A 17,713-nucleotide genomic window follows, 5' to 3' on the forward strand; every position below is an offset into this window, starting at 1 on the left:
CATGTCAGAACTGACCCTGACGGTCATGCGGCTGGGATTCCTGGCCGTTCTGTGGCTGTTCGTCATCGTGGCCGTTCAGGTCATCCGCAGCGACCTCTTCGGCACCCGGGTCACCCAACGCCGGGTCGCCGCCGCCGGGGCCCGTCGCGGCCCGGACCAGCGGGCCCCGCAGGGCCGCCGGCAGCAGCCGCCCGCCGACCGCTCCGGCGGCCGGCGGCGACGCGGCGCGCCGACGAAGCTGGTCGTCACCGAGGGTTCGCTGACCGGCACCACTGTCGCTCTGCAGGGGCAGACCATTACGCTCGGCCGGGCACACGACTCGACCATCGTGCTGGACGACGACTACGCCTCCGGCCGCCACGCCCGGATCTACCCCGATCGCGACGGCCGGTGGATCGTGGAGGACCTCGGATCCACCAACGGCACCTTCCTCGGTCGTTCCCGGCTGACCGGCCCCATGCCCATCGAGCCCGGTTCCGCGGTGCGAATCGGCAAGACGGTCATCGAGCTGCGGAAGTAGGGTCGGACCCACACATGACGACCAGAGGGCGGGCACCGTGCGGAGTTCCACGGAACCGATGGATGAGGCGAGCATGAGCCTGGCACTGCGATTCGCCGCCGGATCCCACACCGGCATGATCCGGGACCACAACGAGGACTCCGGCTACGCCGGTCCCCGATTGCTCGCCGTGGCCGACGGCATGGGTGGCCAGGCTGCCGGTGAGGTCGCCAGTTCCGAGGTCATCTCGTCCCTCGTCCAGCTCGACGACGACATCCCCGGTTCGGACATCCTCACCTCGCTGGACACCTCCGCGCAGCGGGCGAACGCCCGGTTGCGCGGCATGGTGGAGGAGGACCCCCGGCTCGACGGCATGGGCACCACCCTGACCGCCCTGCTGTGGACCGGCCGCCGACTGGGCCTGGTGCACATCGGTGACTCCCGCGCCTATCTGCTGCGGGACGGTCTCCTCACCCAGATCACCCAGGACCACACCTGGGTGCAGCGGTTGGTGGACGAGGGCCGGATCACCGAGGAGGAGGCCGGCACCCACCCGCAGCGTTCGCTGTTGATGCGGGCGCTGGGCAGCGCGGACCAGGTGGAGGCGGACCTCTCGATCCGGGAGGTGCGAACCGGCGACCGCTACCTGCTGTGCTCCGACGGCCTGTCGGGCGTGGTCAGCCACGAGACGTTGCAGCAGACCCTCGGCTCCTTCGCCCCGCCGCCGGAGACGGTGCGCGAGCTGATCGACCTGGCGTTGCGCGGCGGTGGCCCGGACAACATCACCTGCATCGTGGCCGACGTGTTGGACACCGGCCACGGCGAGGGCGACACCCTGGCCACCCAGCTCAACGACGCGCCGCAGATCGTCGGCGCCGTCGCCGAGGTGCGGCCGAACCATCCGGAGCCGGGAGGCGGCGGGACGCCGGCGGCGCGTGCCGCCGAGCTGAACCGTCCCGCCGGGGACGGTCGCAACGACGAGGACGACGTCCTGGGCTCCTTCGGGGACGAGTACCGCGAGCCCCGCCCCCGGCGCCGCTGGTGGAAGCGCGGGATGCTGCTGGTGCTGGTGCTCGGTCTGGTCGGCGCCGCCGCCTGGGCGGGGTGGCGCTGGACGCAGGAGCAGTACTTCGTCGGCGCCAACGGGGACCACGTCGCGGTCTTCCGGGGCGTCAGCCAGGACCTCGGCCCGCTGAGTCTGAACAGCGTGCACCGCGACCACCCCGAAATCGCGCTGGAGTGCCTGCCCGAGTACCAGCGGGGCCTGGTCGAGAACGCCATCCCCGCCCGCGACCTGCGCGAGGCGGAGGAGAAGATCGCCGAGCTGGGCGAGGACACCGCGACCTGCCGCGAGGACGCCGAGGCCGGGGACGCCCCGACCGAGGACCCCGGTACCGACCCGACCGACGACCCCGACGCCGAGGAATCCACCACCGAACCGGAGGGGCCGGACGACCCGGACTCCCCCGCACAGCCCACCGGCACCCCGGACACCGCGGACGCGGCCGGCGCCCCCGACCGCGTCCCGGCCCGCGCCGGGAGCTGACGCCGAACGAACGAGCCATGAGCAGCACGCGCACTCCGACCGGAACCCCCGGCGCCGCACCCGGCGCCGACCCGGCGACCGGCAACACCACCGTGGGCTCCCTCGCCCCGCCGAGCAGGCGCAACACCGAGTTGGCCATGCTCCTCTTCGCGGTCCTGATCCCCCTCCTGGCGATGGCCAACATCGGCCTGGCCAAGGACGGTTCCCTCCCCTCCGGCATGGTGGGGTACGGGGCGGGTCTGACCGCGATCGCGGGCATCGCGCACCTGGTGGTACGCCGCTTCGCCCCCTACGCCGACCCGTTGATGCTGCCCATCGCCACCCTCCTCAACGGGCTGGGCGTGGTGCTGATCTGGCGGCTGGACCTCGAGCCGGCCATCACCACCGCCCGCCTCGGCGGGGCGATGGCCCCCAACCAGCTGATGTGGTCGGCGGTCGGCGTGCTGCTCTTCCTGGGCGTGCTGATCCTCCTCAAGGACCACCGCATCCTGCAGCGCTACACCTACATCTCGATGGTGGTGGCGATGATCCTGCTGATCTCGCCGCTGTTCTTCGGCGAGGTCAACGGCGCCCGGATCTGGGTGACCATCCCCGGCGTCGGTTCCCTGCAACCGGGTGAGTTCGCCAAGATCGTGATAGCCGTCTTCTTCGCCGGCTACCTCATGGTCAAGCGGGACGCCCTCGCCCTGGCCAGCCGCCGCTTCATGGGGATGTACCTGCCGCGCGGGCGGGACCTGGGCCCGATCCTGCTGGTGTGGGCGCTGAGCCTGATGATCCTGGTCTTCGAGACCGACCTGGGCATGTCCCTGCTGTTCTTCGGGATCTTCGTGGTGATGCTCTACGTCGCCACCGAGCGCACCAGTTGGATCGTCTTCGGCCTGCTGCTGTCGGTCAGCGGCGCGGTCGTCGTGGCGAGCTTCAACAGCCACGTCGGCCACCGCGTGGACAACTGGCTCAACCCGCTGGCGCCGGGCGCCAACGGCGGTGTGACCGAGACCGCGCAGGCGATGTACGCCTTCGGCTCCGGCGGGCTGCTCGGCTCCGGCCTCGGCCAGGGCTACTCCCGACTGATCGGCGGCATCGCCACCAAGAGCGACTACATCCTGGCGACCGTCGGCGAGGAGCTGGGGTTGGTCGGCCTGATGGCGGTGCTGCTGCTGTACGGCCTGCTGATCCAGCGCGGCCTGCGCACCGCGCTGGCCGCCCGCGACCCCTTCGGCAAGCTGCTGGCCGTGGGGTTGAGCGGGGTGTTCGCGCTACAGGTCTTCGTGGTCGCCGGCGGCGTCACGGCGCTGATCCCGCTCACCGGCATGACCATGCCGTTCCTGGCCCAGGGCGGCTCCTCCGTGATCGCCAACTGGGCCCTGGTGGCGCTGTTGCTGCGCATCAGCGACACCGCCCGCCGCCCCGCACCGGAACCGGCGGCCGGGATCGACGCCGAACAGACTCAGGTGGTCCGCACATGAACAAGCCGATGCGGCGGGTCGCGATCTTCTGCGGCCTGCTCATGCTCGCCCTGCTCCTGCGCGTGAACTGGGTGCAGTTCGTCCAGGCCGACGAGTTGCAGACCGACCCCAACAACCGCCGGGTGGCGATCGAGCGGTACGCGCACCCGCGCGGCGACATCATCGTCGAGGGCACCGCGATCACCGGCTCGCAGGAGACCGACGGCACCGACTTCCGGCACAAGCGCACCTACACCGACGGCGAGATGTGGGCGCCGGTCACCGGCTTCGCCTCCCAGGTCTTCGGCACCACCCAACTGGAGAGCATCTACGACTCGATCCTCACCGGCGACGACGACCGGCTGTTCTTCAGCCGCACCATCGACATGCTGACCGGGAAGGACAAGCAGGGCGGCAACGTCGTCACCACCCTCAACGAGGCGGCGCAGCGCGCCGCGTGGGAGGGGCTGGAGGGCAAGAAGGGCGCGGTCGCCGCGATCGACCCGACCACCGGCGCGATCCTCGCCCTGGTCAGCGCCCCCTCCTACGACCCCTCCACCTTCGCCGGCGGCTCCTCCGAGGACGGCGAGGCCTGGTCGGGGCTCCAGCAGGAGAACAACGACAACGCCCCGATGCTGAACCGGGCGCTGCGCGAGACCTACCCGCCCGGCTCGACCTTCAAGGTGCTCACCGCCGCGGCGGCGCTGGAGAACGGCCTGCTGGCCGACGTGGACGAGTCCACCGACTACCCGGAGCCGTACGTGCTGCCGGACACCGCCGGCGTGGAGCTGGGCAACCAGATCACCGGGCGGTGCGAGGACGCCTCCCTGCGGATCGCGCTGATGGACTCCTGCAACACCGTCTTCGCCGGGCTGAGCGCCGACATCGGCAACGAGGGCATGATCGAGGCCACCGAGTCCTTCGGCTTCAACGAGGAGGTCTTCGTCCCGGTCCGGGCGGCGGCCAGCGTCTACCCCGAGGACAACCGGCCGCAGAACGCGATGGCCGGCATCGGCCAGGCCTCCAACCGCGCCACCCCGCTCCAGATGGCCATGGTCACCGCCGCCATCGCCAACGACGGCAAGTTGATGGAGCCGTACATGGTGGAGAAGTTGGAGGCGCCGAACCTGAACGTGGTCGAACAGCACCGGCCCTCCGAGATGAGCCGGCCGATGTCTCCGGAGAACGCCCAGTCGCTGCAGAGCGCGATGGAGAGCGTGGTCGAGGAGGGCACCGGGCAGAACGCCCGGATCGACGGCGTGCGGGTCGGCGGCAAGACCGGTACCGCGCAGCACGGCGAGGACAACGAGAACCTGCCGTACGCGTGGTTCATCTCCTACGCGATGCCGGAGGACGGTGGCACGCCGGTGGCGGTCGCGGTGGTCGTCGAGGACGGCAGCGCGGAGCGCGACCGGATCTCCGGTGGCGGTCTGGCCGCGCCGATCGCGAAGGCCGTGATGGAGGCCGTGGTCTCCGGCGGGTGATCCGTGCCGGGCGCCGGGGGTTCGCGCCCCGGACGCCCGGGACACGCCCGAACGGTGGGGGACGTGGCCGACACCACGGGGACCGGTGATCGACCGGTTTCCGCCGTGATGTCGCGCACCCCCGTCCCGTTTCCCGGGCGGTGGCCGGACCGTCCCGGGGCGTCGCTCGGCGCCGGGGGTGTGCGCGGGGGTGTGCGTGTGGAGTCGCGCGCCGCCCGGGCCGTGGTTCGAGACGGTCGTCCGGACCCCGGCCGGGCCACCGTTCCCGAATTCACTCCGATCCCGCGTGTTTCCCGTCCCGCGACACGTCCGGCGCAACCGATCGGCTTCCCGGACAGTCCTATCCGTGATGGCATCGAAAGGCGCCCCCCGATGGGGCGGGGCGTCACGGGTGCCGGACCCATTCGGCGGGCCGCTCGGGCGACCCGCGCACCGCGGTTCCGGTTGCACGTCGGCGGGTCTCCCCTGTAACGGGGCCCCGGCCGCGCCGGGTACCGTATGCGCGGGCCCCCGGGCCCGCAGCAGACCACTCGCCCGACCGGGGAGGCCGGGACCAACGGAGAGGGCTGGAAGCATGGAAGAGCCGCGTCGCCTCGGCGGGCGGTACGAGCTGGGACAGGTACTCGGACGCGGCGGCATGGCCGAGGTCCACCTGGCCCACGACACGCGTCTGGGCCGCACGGTGGCCGTGAAGACGCTGCGTGTCGACCTCGCCCGCGACCCCACGTTCCAGGCCCGCTTCCGGCGGGAGGCCCAGTCCGCCGCCTCGCTCAACCACCCCGCGATCGTCGCCGTCTACGACACCGGCGAGGACTACGTCGACGGCATCTCCATCCCGTACATCGTGATGGAGTACGTCGACGGCTCCACGCTGCGCGAACTGCTGCACTCGGGGCGCAAGCTGCTGCCCGAACGCTCCCTGGAGATGTGCATCGGCATCCTCCAGGCGCTGGAGTACTCGCACCGCAACGGCATCGTGCACCGCGACATCAAGCCCGCCAACGTCATGCTGAACCGCAACGGCCAGGTCAAGGTGATGGACTTCGGCATCGCCCGCGCCATGGGCGACTCCGGCATGACCATGACCCAGACCTCCGCGGTCATCGGCACCGCCCAGTACCTCTCCCCGGAGCAGGCCAAGGGCGAGACCGTGGACAACCGGTCCGACCTGTACTCGGCGGGCTGTCTGCTCTACGAACTGCTGGCGGTCCGGCCGCCCTTCGTCGGCGACTCCCCGGTCGCCGTGGCGTACCAGCACGTCCGCGAGGAGCCGCAGCCGCCCAGCGTCCACGACCCGGAGGTCCCCCCCGAGATCGACGCCATCGTGCTCAAGGCGTTGATGAAGGACCCCGACTACCGCTACCAGTCGGCGGACGAGATGCGCGCCGACATGGAGGCGTACCTCGACGGCCGCCCGGTGGCCGCCGCGGCGGCGATGGGCGCGGCCGGGTACGGCGGCGGGTGGGGCGAGGACCGGCCCACCCAGGCGCTGCGGGCGCAGTCCGGCGGTTCCGCCACCTCGGTGATGGCCCCGGCGGACGACGGCTACGGCAACGGTTACGACGACCGCGACTCCCGCCGCAGGAAGAACAACACCTCGACGATCCTGTTGATCGTCGCGGGCATCCTGGTGCTGATCGGCGCCGTCTTCATCGGCCGGGTGGTGTTCGGCGGTGACCCGCCGAACACCACCTCGGTGCCGAGCGTCCGGGGGCTGACCTACGAACAGGCGGTCAGCCGGCTGGAGAACCGCCAACTGGTGGCCGAGGAGGGCGGGGTCAGACCCTGCGAGGGCGTCGACGAGGGCCTGGTCTGCGAGACCGACCCCGCCGCCGAGGCGGAGGTCGAGCGGGGCTCCGCCGTCACCGTGTACACCGCCGCCGGGCCGGAGAACGTGTCGATCCCGGACGTCACCGGCGAGCGCTACGAGGACGCCGTGGCGACCCTGCGGGAGGCCGGCCTCGACACCGAGCGGCAGAACGAGGTCACCGACGAGGCCGAGGAGGGCACGGTCCTGGGCCAGGACCCGGGCGCCGACGAGGAGGTCGAACCGGGGACCACCATCACTCTGACGGTGGCCACCGCACCCGAGGACGCCGAAGTGCCGGACGTGGTCGGGCTCTCCTTCGAGGACGCCCAACGGCGCCTGGAACAGGAGGGCTTCACCGTCGCCCGCCGGGACCAGGAGAGCGGCGACGTGGCGGCCGGCCAGGTGATGACCCAGGACCCGAGCGCCGGTTCGCGCCGGGCGCCGGGCAGCCAGATCACCATCACGGTGGCGCTGGAACCGCAGCCCGAGCAGATCCAGGTGCCGAACGTCGTCGGCCAGTCCTTCGACCAGGCGCGCGAGCAGTTGGAGGGGCTCGGCCTACAGGTCGAACGCCAGGGCCCCGGCGGCGGCAACGCCGTGGTCGTCGGCACCGACCCCGGCGCCGGCAACCCCGTGCAGGAGGGGGACACCATCCGGGTGATCACCCAGCGCGGTGGCGGCAACGGCGGCAACGGCGGCAACGGGGACAACGGCGGCGACGACGGTGGGGGTGACGACGACGGTGACGACGGTGGGGGTGACGACGGTGGGGGTGACGACGAGGGCGGCAACGGCGGCGGCGGCTTCATCGGCGGTATCGGCAACGGCTGACGCCCACCCACACGCACGAGGAGCCGGAAACCGGCTCCGGGGGCGGTTCGATCACCACGATCGGGCCGCCCCCGGCCGTTTCCCGGGCCCCGGGCCGCCTTCCGGCGGGCCGCCGCGGAAAGGCGGGGGATCCCGCCGAACAGCGGGCCCCGGACGCGTCCCGGCGATCGACGAAGAGGTGGCCGAGCCGGGGGAACGGCGGGAGGCCCGCACCGGGAGGAGAGGGCCGGACACGGGCACCCGACGACCGGGGCGGCCGACGCCGGAACACCGGACGGGCCACCACCCGGAGAGCCGGGGAAGAGACGCCCGGCGGATACCGGAAGGGCCGCCCCCGGGGCCCGGGAAACGGCCACCCGGGGCCGGAGGAACACCGGGGAGGCCGGGAAGGAGACATCCGGCGGCCGACGACTCACGGCGTCACGAGAGGTGCCCGGGGCGGCCGACGCCGGGGAGGTTCGCGCCGGGAGAACCGGCGGAAGGGCCCCTACGGCCGGGGAGAGCCGCACCGGGGCGCCGGGAAACAGGGGCCGGGAGAGCGCACCGGGAAACGGGGACCGATTTTCACCCGGCCGGCCCCGGGGACGGGCCCGGACCTCCCGCACGCGCCCGGGCCCGTCCCGATCCGGGTGGATCGGGACGGGCCCGGGGGTGTCGTGCGGCGCCGGCCGGGAGGGGATCGGCGGGGGCCGCACGGGGTGGCTCGCGGTACACCGTGCGGAAGCGGATCAGGCCCGGTCCTCCGGGCTCTCCTCGCCCTCGCGGGTGTCGCCGGTCACGTCGGCCTCCGCCTGCTTGGCCTCGACCTCGGGGTCCAGGACCGCCGGCTCGTCCAGCACGCCCTCGCCCAGCTCGGTGGGGGCGGGGGGCTCGACCAGCCAGTCCGGGTTGGTCTGGCGGTCCCACCAACGCCAGGCGGCCCAGGCGCCACCGGCCACCAGGCCGGTCAGACCGACCCACTTCACGGCCTTGCGGGTGCGGGCCCGTCGCTCCCGACGGCGCACGGCGCGACGGATCTCGGCGGGGCTCACGACACCGCGCAGCGCCGCGACGGCGGCGGCCGAGCGGGCCACGACCTCATCACGGGCGGGTACGGCCTGCGTCCGGGCGGCCTCGATGCGCGGGGCGGCCGCGACCTTGGCCTGGCGGGCGCTCTCGACCGCGCGGTGCGCGGCGCGGCGGGTACCGTCGGCGGCGCGGTGGGCGGCCTCGTCGACGCCGTCGGGCAGCGAGTGGCGGGCACGCTCCACGTGCGGCGCGACGTGCGTGCGGTAGTTCTCCTCCGCCCGTCGAACAGCCTTGCGGGTTCGGGGGGCGAGGTAGGCGCCGGTTTCGTGGGCGTAGTGCAGCGCGTTGTCCTTGGCGGACGCGGCGTACGGTCCCACCACCTCCGCCGCGTGCCGCGCGGTCTCCCTCGCATGGTCGCCGGCGGCGCGCACACGTCCGTTGCGGGTCACGGTTCTTCCTTCCTGTCGGTGGCGGTCGTCATCGGCTGATCCGGAAGTTGCACGGGGCGGGCCCCGCCGGACACGCGGAGCCGATGGAGCCGGGGCGGCCGGCGCGGGTCCTGTGTCTCGCTTGTCCACCGGTACGCAAATCATGCAGCCTTCGCTTCGATTGGGCACGCGAAACGGGCATCCGGGGCAGGGTGTGTCGCGTGGGCCGCCGGCGGGTCCCGAAGGGAGCCGGCCGACATGGCAGTATCGGGTGCCGTCACCGCAAGGACGACGGCACCGCACAACCGACGGAAGGTACGACGTGGCCGAGAAGCTGTACGCCACCATCACGACCAATCACGGGCCCATCCGGGTGGAGCTCTTCCCCAACCACGCGCCGAAGACGGTGAAGAACTTCGTGGAGCTGGCCGAGGGCACCCGCGAGTGGACCCACCCGGCCACCGGCACCAAGGCCGCCGCCAAGCTCTACGACGGCACCGTCTTCCACCGCGTGATCAGTGGCTTCATGATCCAGGGCGGCGACCCGCTGGGCAACGGCACCGGCGGCCCCGGTTACGAGTTCGGCGACGAGATCCACCCCGACCTGGCCTTCACCAAGCCCTACCTGCTGGCGATGGCCAACGCGGGCCCGGGCACCAACGGTTCGCAGTTCTTCGTCACCGTGGGTCCCACCACCTGGCTGACCGGCAAGCACACCATCTTCGGCGAGGTCGCCGACGAGGCCGGCCGGAAGATCGTGGACACCATCGCGGGCCTCCCGACCGACGCCCGCACCGACCGTCCGCTGCAGGACGTGGTGATCGAGTCGGTCACCATCGAGCGCGCCTGAGGGCGGGCGGCCCCGGCGGGAACGCCGTGGCTCGGGAGGGGCGGACACCGGCGTCCGCCCCTCCCGCCGTTTTGGGGCGGTCCCCGGGCGGGTGTGAGGGGCGCGGGAACCGGACGGGTGGGACCACCCGGGAGGTGTTCCGACGCCGCCCGCGCGGAAAACGTAGGATCGACAGCCGGGTCGACACGCGGCGAGAGGGAGGCCATGGCGGATCAGGGACCCCCCGAGGGACCGCGGGGACCGGGAGCGGACCGGTCGGGGCCGCCGACGCCGGGGCTCGCCGTCTGTTATCGGCACCCCGACCGGGAGACCGGCATCCGCTGCGCCCGCTGCGAACGCCCCATCTGCCCGGACTGCATGGTGGACGCGCCGGTGGGCTACCACTGTCCCGAGTGCGTTCGGGCCGCGGACGCCTCGCTGCGCGGCACCCGGCCCCGAACCCTGGCCGGCGGAACCGTGCAGGCGGACCGACGCCTGGTCACCAAGATCCTGCTGGGCATCAACCTGGTCGTCTTCATCGGGGTGTTGGGCGCCGGGACCCCGCTGGTGCGCGACCTGGCGATGCTGGGGTACGCGCGCGCCGGGGCCTGGGACACCTCCACCATCGGCGTGGCGGCCGGCGAGTGGTACCGCCTGCTGACCTCGGCCTTCCTGCACCAGCAGTTCTGGCACATCGGCTTCAACATGCTGGCGCTGTGGTTCCTGGGGCCGAACCTGGAGGCGGCCCTGGGCCGGGCCCGCTTCCTGACGCTGTACCTGCTCTCCGCGCTGGCGGGCAGCACGCTGTCCTATCTGCTCTCGGCACCGAACCAGTTGTCGCTGGGCGCCTCGGGGGCGATCTTCGGACTGTTCGGGGCGATGGCGGTGCTGTTGCGCCGAATGCGGTACGACATGCGGCCGGTCCTGGTGCTGTTGGCGGTCAACCTGGTCATCACCTTCATGCCCGGCCTGAACATCGCCTGGCAGGCCCACCTGGGCGGGTTGGTCGCGGGCGCGGTGATCGCGTGGGCGATGGTGCACGCGCCGCGGGAACGGCGGGCCCTCGTGCAGTACGGGACCTGCGCGGCGGTGGGTCTGGTGCTGCTGGTGGCGTGCGTGCTGCGCACGCTGCAGCTGACCGGCTGAACCCGACCCCGCCCGGTTCGCGCCGGTGGGCCCGCCACGCGGGCTCCCGGTCGTCCGGCGGGCCCTCCCGCCGGGCCCTCCCGCCGGGCCCTCGACCGGCCGACCGAGCCGGCCCGCGCCGGCCGGTCGGTGCGGGCCGGGTGCCGGAAGAACCGGGTTATCCACAGCCGGCGCCGTGACCAGCGAAGAATGTGGATGATCACATCGATTATCCACAGCGAGCAACCCACGCCCCGAGCATCGCGTTTCCGCAGGCGAACAGGGGTGCGAGTGGATTCGCCGACCTGTGCGGATCGCTCCCGCCATACCCGGGAGTGGGAGGTTATCCACAGCTCGACAGAAGATCACACGATCTGTGGATAACCCCCCGGGGGCGTCCGGGGGCTATTTCCACTGGGTGGAGACGACGAAGCCACCGGCGATGAAGCCGAAGCCGACGACGATGTTCCAGTTGCCCAGCGCGCTCACCGGCAGGCTGCCCTCGGTGATGTAGAACACCACGATCCAGGCCAGGCCCACACCGAACAACACCAGCATCAGCGGCGCGACCCAGTTGAAACCGGAACTCATGTCCAGCTTGGCCGTCTGCTGCTTCTCGGGCTTCGCGGCGGAGCCGTCCTTCTTCTTGCGGATCCGGGACTTCGGCACGAGAGGTCTCCTGTCGGGTGCGCTGCCCCCCGGGGGCAGCGAGCGGCAGGTTGCCGCGGTACGTGGTGGTGGATAGTCCGTTAGCGTAGTGGTTCGAACGGCCGGGAAGGGAGCAGGGTGCAGTGAACCGGTTTCCCCCGCGCCTCCCGCGCCTCCCGCGGCGCATGCGCCCCCGCCCCGGGCCCCTGGGCACTCTCGCCGTCTTCACCCTCGCCGGACTCCTCTTCTGGACCGCGTTCAGCGTCTCCCGGGGCGCCGACCTCCGGAAGGACGACCCGCTGCTCCAGATGTCGGACCTCATCCGTGACCGGGGCCGCGAGAACACCCGTCAGGAGGAGGCCACCGGCCGGCTGCGCGAGGAGGTGCGCGCGCTCCGCGAGTCCGACACCGGCGTCACCGACACCGAACTCCGCTCCCTGACCCGCGCCGAGGAGGCCGCCGGGCTCGAGGAACTCTCCGGCGGCGGCCTGACCGTCACCCTCACCGACGCGCCGCCGGACGCCGTCCCACTCGTCTCCTGGGCCCCCGAACCGGGCCCCAACGACCTCGTCATCCACCAGCAGGACCTCCAGGCCGTGGTCAACGCCCTCTGGGAGGGCGGGGCCGCGGGCGTGCAGGTGATGGACCAGCGGCTGATCTCCACCAGCGCCGTGCGCTGCGTGGGCAACACCCTGATCCTCCAGGGACGGCTGTACTCCCCGCCCTACACCATCACCGCCGTCGGTGAGCGGGAGGACCTGCTGCGCGCCCTCGACGAATCCCCCGCCGTCGGCGTCTACCGGCGGTACGTGGACGCCTACGGCCTGGGCTGGAAGGTGGACGAACACTCCTCGGTCACCCTGCCGGGCTGGAACGGCACCACCGAACTCCAGCACGCCCGCCCCGTGGAGTGATCCGCGGCACACCCGCCCTCCCCGCGCCCCCGGCCGACCCCCGCGCCGTTCCGCCCCGCCTCCCCCGCTTCCTCCCCTCGGTCCGCCCCGGACGCGGCCCGGCCGCCCCGGGAGCCCCGCGCGAAGCCGGAGTTCACAGCGGTTTCGTGCCGGTTTCCGCCCCGGGACGCCTCGTCGGCCGGCCGCCCCGGGGCCCACTCCCGACGCGCCGTTCCGAACCCCCGGTCGACCGCCGGCCGGAACCGGTCCGGTCGACGCCACCCGGGGGCGGCCCGGCGCGTCGTACGCTGGGGGCGCGTCGGCGTGCCCCGGGACGGGTGCCCGGCGCCGCGGCCCCGGGCACCTTCCGGGCAGCGGAGGGGCGGGGGATCCGCCACGGGCAGAGAAGAGGGAAACGGACGGCATGTACGGCTGGATCTGGCGGCACCTGCCGGGCAACACGCCGGTGCGCGCGCTGATCGCCCTGTGCCTGGCGCTCGGGGTGGTCTACCTGCTCTTCACACACGTCTTCCCCCGGGCGGAGCCGATCCTGCCCTTCAACAACGTGACGGTCGAGGAGTGACCCGGGTGAGCGGGACGACCGGGGCGGTGGCCGGGCGCCGGTCCCCCCGCCCGGCCCCGCGCCGCACCGGGACCACCGAAGTGAGGACGACGCGCCGATGAGCACCCGGATTCTCGTCGTGGACAACTACGACAGCTTCGTCTGGAACCTCGTGCAGTACCTCCAGCAGCTCGACGCCGACTGCGAGGTGCTGCGCAACGACGCCGTGACCGTCGAGCGGGTCGCCGAGGGCGGCTTCGCCGGCGTGCTGCTCTCCCCCGGGCCCGGCACCCCCGAGGAGGCCGGTGTCTGCGTGGAGATGGTGCGGCACTGCGCCGGGGCCGGGGTGCCGGTCTTCGGCGTCTGTCTGGGCGTCCAGGCCATGGCGGTGGCGTACGGCGGGGTGGTGGACCGCGCCCCCGAACTGCTGCACGGCAAGACCTCGGCGATCGAGCACGCCGGCGGCGGGGTCTTCGCGGGCCTGCCCTCGCCCTTCACCGTCACCCGCTACCACTCGCTGGCCGTGGTCGAGGGCACCCTCCCCGACGAATTGGACGTCACCGCCCGCACGGCATCGACCGACGAACGTCCCGGTGTGATCATGGGCCTGCGCCATCGCGACCTACCGGTCGAGGGAGTGCAGTTCCACCCCGAGTCGGTGCTCACCGAGTGGGGTCACCGCATGCTCGCCAACTGGCTCACCGCCTGCGGTGACGCCGCGGCCGTGGAAAGGTCGCGGGGCCTGGCCCCGGTCGTCGGGGGGATCGGACGGCCCGGTCGGCCGGAGCCCGCGAGGTGACCGCGGTGCGTCCGGAACGGGACGGCGGGACGGGGAAGCCCGGATCGCCGCAGGTCCCACCGGCCGGATCGGACACCTTCCGGGCGGCGGTGGACGCCCTCTCCGACCCCCTCAACGACCCGCTGCCCGGTACGGGCACCGCGACCGGGGACGGCGGGACCGCCCCCGTGATCGACGATCGGTACGAGTCCGGCCCCCCGGTGTCACCGGGACCGGCCGACCCGTCGGGGGCGGGCCCCGGAACCGGCGGGGCCCCGTACGGCACCACCGGACACGAGGCGTACGGCACGACGGCGTACGGGGCCTCCGGCTCGGACGGGTACGGCTCGGACGGGTACGTGTCGGAGGGATACGGGTCGGACGGCTACGGCGCCGGAGGATACGGCGCGGGCGGCACCGACGCCCACGACACGGACGCCCGCGCAACCGGGGTGTACGGCGCCGAGCCGTACGGGTCCGCCGGCCACGGCACCTCCCCGTACCGGGACGAGACCTCCGGCACGTTCCCCGGTGACTCCCCCGGGCCCTCCCCCGGGCACCCGGCCTCCGGGCACCCGGGCGCCACCGGCGGGAGCGACCCCTACGGCACTCCGTACGACACGCCCACCGACCCGTACGGCGCCGACGCCCGGAGCGGGGCCGGTGCCCCGACCCCGGCGTTCCCGACCCCGGCCGACCCGTACATGTCCGCCGACCCGTACGCGTCCGCGGGCGCGCCCGACGAGACCATGGCGCTGCGGCGTCCCGCCGACCTGCGCTCCGCCGGCAACCCCTCCGCCTCCCCGGCCACCGTCCCCGACCGCTCCGCCGGCACCGGCGGACGGCGCCGCACCGCGCCGGGGTCGACGGGGACGCCGGAGACCCGTGCCGGGACCGGCGCGGGGGAGGGGCGCGCGGCCCGCCGCAAGGCGGAGAAGGCCCGCCGCTCCAGCCGGGCCAACACGTTCGCCAACGTCGCCGGCGAGCTGATGATGACGACCGGCGTCCTGCTCCTGCTCTTCGTCACCTACCAGTTGTGGTGGACCAACGTCGAGGCCCGCGCCCACGCCGACCGCGAGGCGGACTCCCTGGCCGATCTGTGGGAGGGCGGCTCCGACGGGGAGGAGACCGACAACCGCGACCCCGGTGTCTTCTCCGCCGGCGAGGGCTTCGCCCTGCTGTACCTGCCGACCCTGGACGTGCGGGTGCCGGTCGCGGAGAGCGTGGACGAGGCCACCGTCCTGGACAAGGGCATGGTCGGCCGCTATTCCGAGGCCGACCGTCTGCCCACCGCCATGCCCTGGGACGACGAGGGGAACTTCGGCCTCGCCGGCCATCGCAACACCCACGGTGAGCCGTTCCGCTACATCAACCTGCTGAACGAGGGTGACCCGATCATCGTGGAGACGGAGACCACCTACTACATCTACGAGATGCGCAGCCGGTTGGACTCCACCTCCCCGTCGAACATCACGGTGCTGGACCCGATACCCGAGCAGGGCGGGTTCACCGAACCCGGCCGCTACATCACCCTGACGACCTGCACCCCGGAGTTCACCTCCACCTTCCGGCTCATCGTCTGGGGCGAGATGGTCGCCGAACAGCCACGCGGCGAGGGGAAGCCGGATGCCCTCGTCGCCTGAGCCGGCGCGCCGCCGGGGCACCGGCCCCACGGCACCGGGCGGGGGTTCCGCGGCCCCCGGGGAACTCCGACCACGCGGACCACGCGGACCACGCGGACCACGCAGACGCGCAGCAGAACGCGGAGAACGATGAGCAAGCGGCCGATGACCACCCCCCGGGAACCGGCGGGGCCGGTCCACACGAGCGGGGCGCCGGGGACCGAACCCGGTGCCGACACCGCCCCGGGGAGCACCCCCGGGGCGACCGTGTCCCCCGACGGGACGGGGACGACCGACGCGGAGGGCGCCGGAACGGACGGGACCGTCCGGGTCCCCGGCCCCTACGCGGCCGACGTCGGTGACGCGTCCGCCCCGGGCGGCACCCCCGGGGCGACCGGAACGACCGGCCCGGCCGGGAGGGACCGCGACGGGAGGGCCGCCCCGGCCCTCGACAAGACGACCGACGCCCCCCGCTCCGGCGACGGCCCGGGCCGACCGGGTAACCCCGGCGGCCCGACCGACGCGGTCGGCGGCCCCTCCCCCGCCCCCCGCCGTCCCGGCCCGGTGGCCCTCGCCGTCGGCGTCTTCGGCGAGCTGATGATCACAGCCGGCGTCCTCCTCGGCCTCTTCGTCGTCTACTCCCTGTGGTGGACCAACGTGGTCGCCAACCAGGAGGCCAACAGGGCCGGTGACGCGATCCGCGAGAGCTGGCAGGCCGGTGGGGACACCGAGGAGAACGGGGACCCGGAGGAGCCGCGCGTCTACCGGCCCGAGGACGGCATCGGCTTCCTCCACGTCCCCACCATGACCGGCGACGAGATCCTCGTGAAGGAGGGCATCGACCTGCCCACCCTCAACGGCGGGATCGCCGGCTACTACGACCAGCCGGTGGAGTCGGCGATGCCCTGGGACGAGGAGGGCAATTTCTCGCTGGCCGCCCACCGGGACGGTCACGGCGCGAAGTTCCACGACATCCACAAGGTGCGCGAGGGCGACCCGGTCGTCTTCGAGACCAGGGACAGCTGGTATGTCTACCGGGTCTTCTCGATCCTGCCGGAGACCTCCCGCTACGACATCGGGGTACTGGACCCGATCCCCGAGGGGTCCGGGGCCACCGAGCCCGGCCGCTACATCACCCTGACCACCTGCACCCCGATCTTCACCTCCACGTACCGGTACATCGTGTGGGGCGAGTTGGAGCGGGTGGAACCCATGTCGGCGGAGCGCACCCCGCCCCCGGAGTTGACGGAGTCCTGACCCCGAGGGGTCGTCAATCGGTGTGCGACCCCGCCCCGGGCCCGTCGATTCGCGGACGCGTCGGGGGCGGGGCGGCGGCGGACCCGGGAACGACCACGGCCCCCGGAGGGAAACCCTCCGGGGGCCGATCGATCACCTGACCCGGGGCACCGGGTCGGTGGAGCGTAGGAGAGTCGAACTCCTGACATCTGCCATGCAAAGACAGCGCTCTACCAACTGAGCTAACGCCCCTCACCGGACCAGGGTACCGAATGCGGGCCCCGGTTTCCGACCGGGTATCGCCCCGCGCGCCCCGCCTCCGTAGGATGACGCGCACCTTCGCTCGGGTGAAGGCACAGGGCGGAACCGGGGACGACAGGGGAGACGCGATGGAGACAGCCCAGCAGGAGGCCGCGGAGAAGGCCCGCGAGCAACAGACCACCTGGTACGGCGAGCCGCTGGGCACGCTGTTCCGGCGTCTGATCGCCGACCTCGGTCTCAACCAGGCCCGGCTGGCCGTGGTGCTCGGCCTGTCCGCCCCGATGCTGTCCCAGCTGATGAGTGGTCAGCGCGCCAAGATCGGCAACCCCGCCGTCGTGCAGCGCGTGCGCGCGTTGCAGGATCTGGCGGCCGAGGTGCGGGCGGGCCGGATCAGCGCGGCCGAGGCGACCACCGCGATGGAGGAGATCCGACGCGACGCCGGCGGGAACGTCCTGGGCACCTCCACCACCACGCGGACCACCGGCACCGGTGTGCCGGCCAACCCGAGCAAGCGAGTGGTCCGGGAGATCCAGGCGCTGCTGCGTTCGGTCTCCGACGCCGGCGAGATCCAGAGCGCCTCCCGGATGCTCGCCGACTCCCACCCGGACCTGGCCGAGTTCCTGCGGGTCTACGGCAGCGCCCGGACCCGGGAGGCCATCGAGCACTACGAGCGGCACCAGGGCTGAGCCCACCCCCGTCCCGTCCGCC

15 protein-coding genes and 1 tRNA gene are annotated in these 17,713 nt (G+C 72.9%); 13 read left to right on the plus strand and 3 right to left on the minus strand.

What is annotated here, in order from left to right:
* The first annotated feature begins 1 nt into the window (after position 1).
* The 5 genes from LZF96_RS11075 to pknB all read left to right on the plus strand — a co-directional run bounded on the left by LZF96_RS11075 (position 2) and on the right by pknB (position 7,615).
* Positions 2–520: an FHA domain-containing protein gene (locus tag LZF96_RS11075; protein WP_233869577.1), complete on the plus strand. Its 519-nt coding sequence runs from the start codon at positions 2–4 to the stop codon at positions 518–520.
* Between the two features lie 73 nt (positions 521–593).
* Complete coding sequence (locus LZF96_RS11080; RefSeq protein ID WP_233869704.1) at positions 594–2,045, plus strand: PP2C family serine/threonine-protein phosphatase; 1,452 nt, start codon at positions 594–596, stop codon at positions 2,043–2,045.
* Between the two features lie 137 nt (positions 2,046–2,182).
* Complete coding sequence (locus LZF96_RS11085; protein ID WP_233869707.1) at positions 2,183–3,511, plus strand: FtsW/RodA/SpoVE family cell cycle protein; 1,329 nt, start codon at positions 2,183–2,185, stop codon at positions 3,509–3,511.
* A complete protein-coding gene (locus LZF96_RS11090) occupies positions 3,508–4,974 on the plus strand; it encodes a penicillin-binding protein 2 (protein ID WP_233869580.1) in 1,467 nt (488 codons plus the stop codon). The genes LZF96_RS11085 and LZF96_RS11090 overlap by 4 nt, the downstream gene beginning before the upstream one ends.
* Positions 4,975–5,548: 574 nt before the next feature.
* On the plus strand, positions 5,549–7,615 hold the full coding sequence (gene pknB, locus LZF96_RS11095; protein ID WP_233869583.1) for a Stk1 family PASTA domain-containing Ser/Thr kinase: 2,067 nt from the start codon (positions 5,549–5,551) through the stop codon (positions 7,613–7,615).
* A gap of 728 nt (positions 7,616–8,343) precedes the next feature.
* On the opposite strand, the gene LZF96_RS11100 is transcribed toward pknB, so the two are convergent.
* Complete coding sequence (locus LZF96_RS11100) at positions 8,344–9,072, minus strand: DUF5324 family protein (RefSeq protein ID WP_233869586.1); 729 nt, start codon at positions 9,070–9,072, stop codon at positions 8,344–8,346.
* 301 nt (positions 9,073–9,373) lie between these two features.
* Here LZF96_RS11100 and LZF96_RS11105 point away from each other — a divergent pair, with 301 nt between their 5' ends.
* On the plus strand, positions 9,374–9,901 hold the full coding sequence (locus tag LZF96_RS11105) for a peptidylprolyl isomerase (protein ID WP_233869588.1): 528 nt from the start codon (positions 9,374–9,376) through the stop codon (positions 9,899–9,901).
* A gap of 204 nt (positions 9,902–10,105) precedes the next feature.
* Positions 10,106–11,026, plus strand: coding sequence for a rhomboid family intramembrane serine protease (locus LZF96_RS11110; protein ID WP_233869590.1), 921 nt, complete (start codon positions 10,106–10,108; stop codon positions 11,024–11,026).
* A 384-nt stretch (positions 11,027–11,410) separates the two neighbouring features.
* Here the strand turns inward: LZF96_RS11110 and crgA are convergent, their stop codons facing one another.
* Positions 11,411–11,674 (minus strand): cell division protein CrgA, encoded by a 264-nt coding sequence (gene crgA, locus LZF96_RS11115; RefSeq protein ID WP_233869592.1) that lies wholly within the window; start codon positions 11,672–11,674, stop codon positions 11,411–11,413.
* A 164-nt stretch (positions 11,675–11,838) separates the two neighbouring features.
* On the opposite strand from crgA, the gene LZF96_RS11120 reads away from it, so the two are divergent.
* From LZF96_RS11120 to LZF96_RS11140, 5 genes are all read left to right on the plus strand, one after another.
* Complete coding sequence (locus tag LZF96_RS11120) at positions 11,839–12,567, plus strand: DUF881 domain-containing protein (protein ID WP_233869594.1); 729 nt, start codon at positions 11,839–11,841, stop codon at positions 12,565–12,567.
* 403 nt (positions 12,568–12,970) lie between these two features.
* Positions 12,971–13,129 carry a hypothetical protein gene (locus LZF96_RS11125; protein ID WP_233869596.1) on the plus strand — a complete coding sequence of 53 codons (159 nt, stop codon included), beginning with the start codon at positions 12,971–12,973 and terminating at the stop codon, positions 13,127–13,129.
* Positions 13,130–13,226: 97 nt separating this feature from the next.
* Positions 13,227–13,907: an aminodeoxychorismate/anthranilate synthase component II gene (locus tag LZF96_RS11130; protein WP_233869598.1), complete on the plus strand. Its 681-nt coding sequence runs from the start codon at positions 13,227–13,229 to the stop codon at positions 13,905–13,907.
* Complete coding sequence (locus LZF96_RS11135) at positions 13,904–15,529, plus strand: class E sortase (RefSeq protein ID WP_233869600.1); 1,626 nt, start codon at positions 13,904–13,906, stop codon at positions 15,527–15,529. The genes LZF96_RS11130 and LZF96_RS11135 overlap by 4 nt, the downstream gene beginning before the upstream one ends.
* 576 nt (positions 15,530–16,105) lie before the next feature.
* Entirely contained in the window at positions 16,106–16,765 is a 660-nt protein-coding gene (locus tag LZF96_RS11140) for a class E sortase (protein WP_233869710.1), read from the plus strand.
* Between the two features lie 158 nt (positions 16,766–16,923).
* Here LZF96_RS11140 and LZF96_RS11145 read toward each other — a convergent pair.
* Positions 16,924–16,996, minus strand: a tRNA-Ala gene (locus LZF96_RS11145).
* Between the two features lie 137 nt (positions 16,997–17,133).
* On the opposite strand from LZF96_RS11145, the gene LZF96_RS11150 reads away from it, so the two are divergent.
* The gene (locus LZF96_RS11150) at positions 17,134–17,691 is read left to right on the plus strand and encodes a DNA-binding protein (protein ID WP_233869603.1); all 558 of its coding nucleotides are present in this window, start codon (positions 17,134–17,136) and stop codon (positions 17,689–17,691) included.
* The last annotated feature ends 22 nt before the right edge of the window (positions 17,692–17,713 follow it).

Source organism: Streptomyces sp. ST2-7A (assembly GCF_021390475.1).
Classification (GTDB): domain Bacteria; phylum Actinomycetota; class Actinomycetes; order Streptomycetales; family Streptomycetaceae; genus Streptomyces.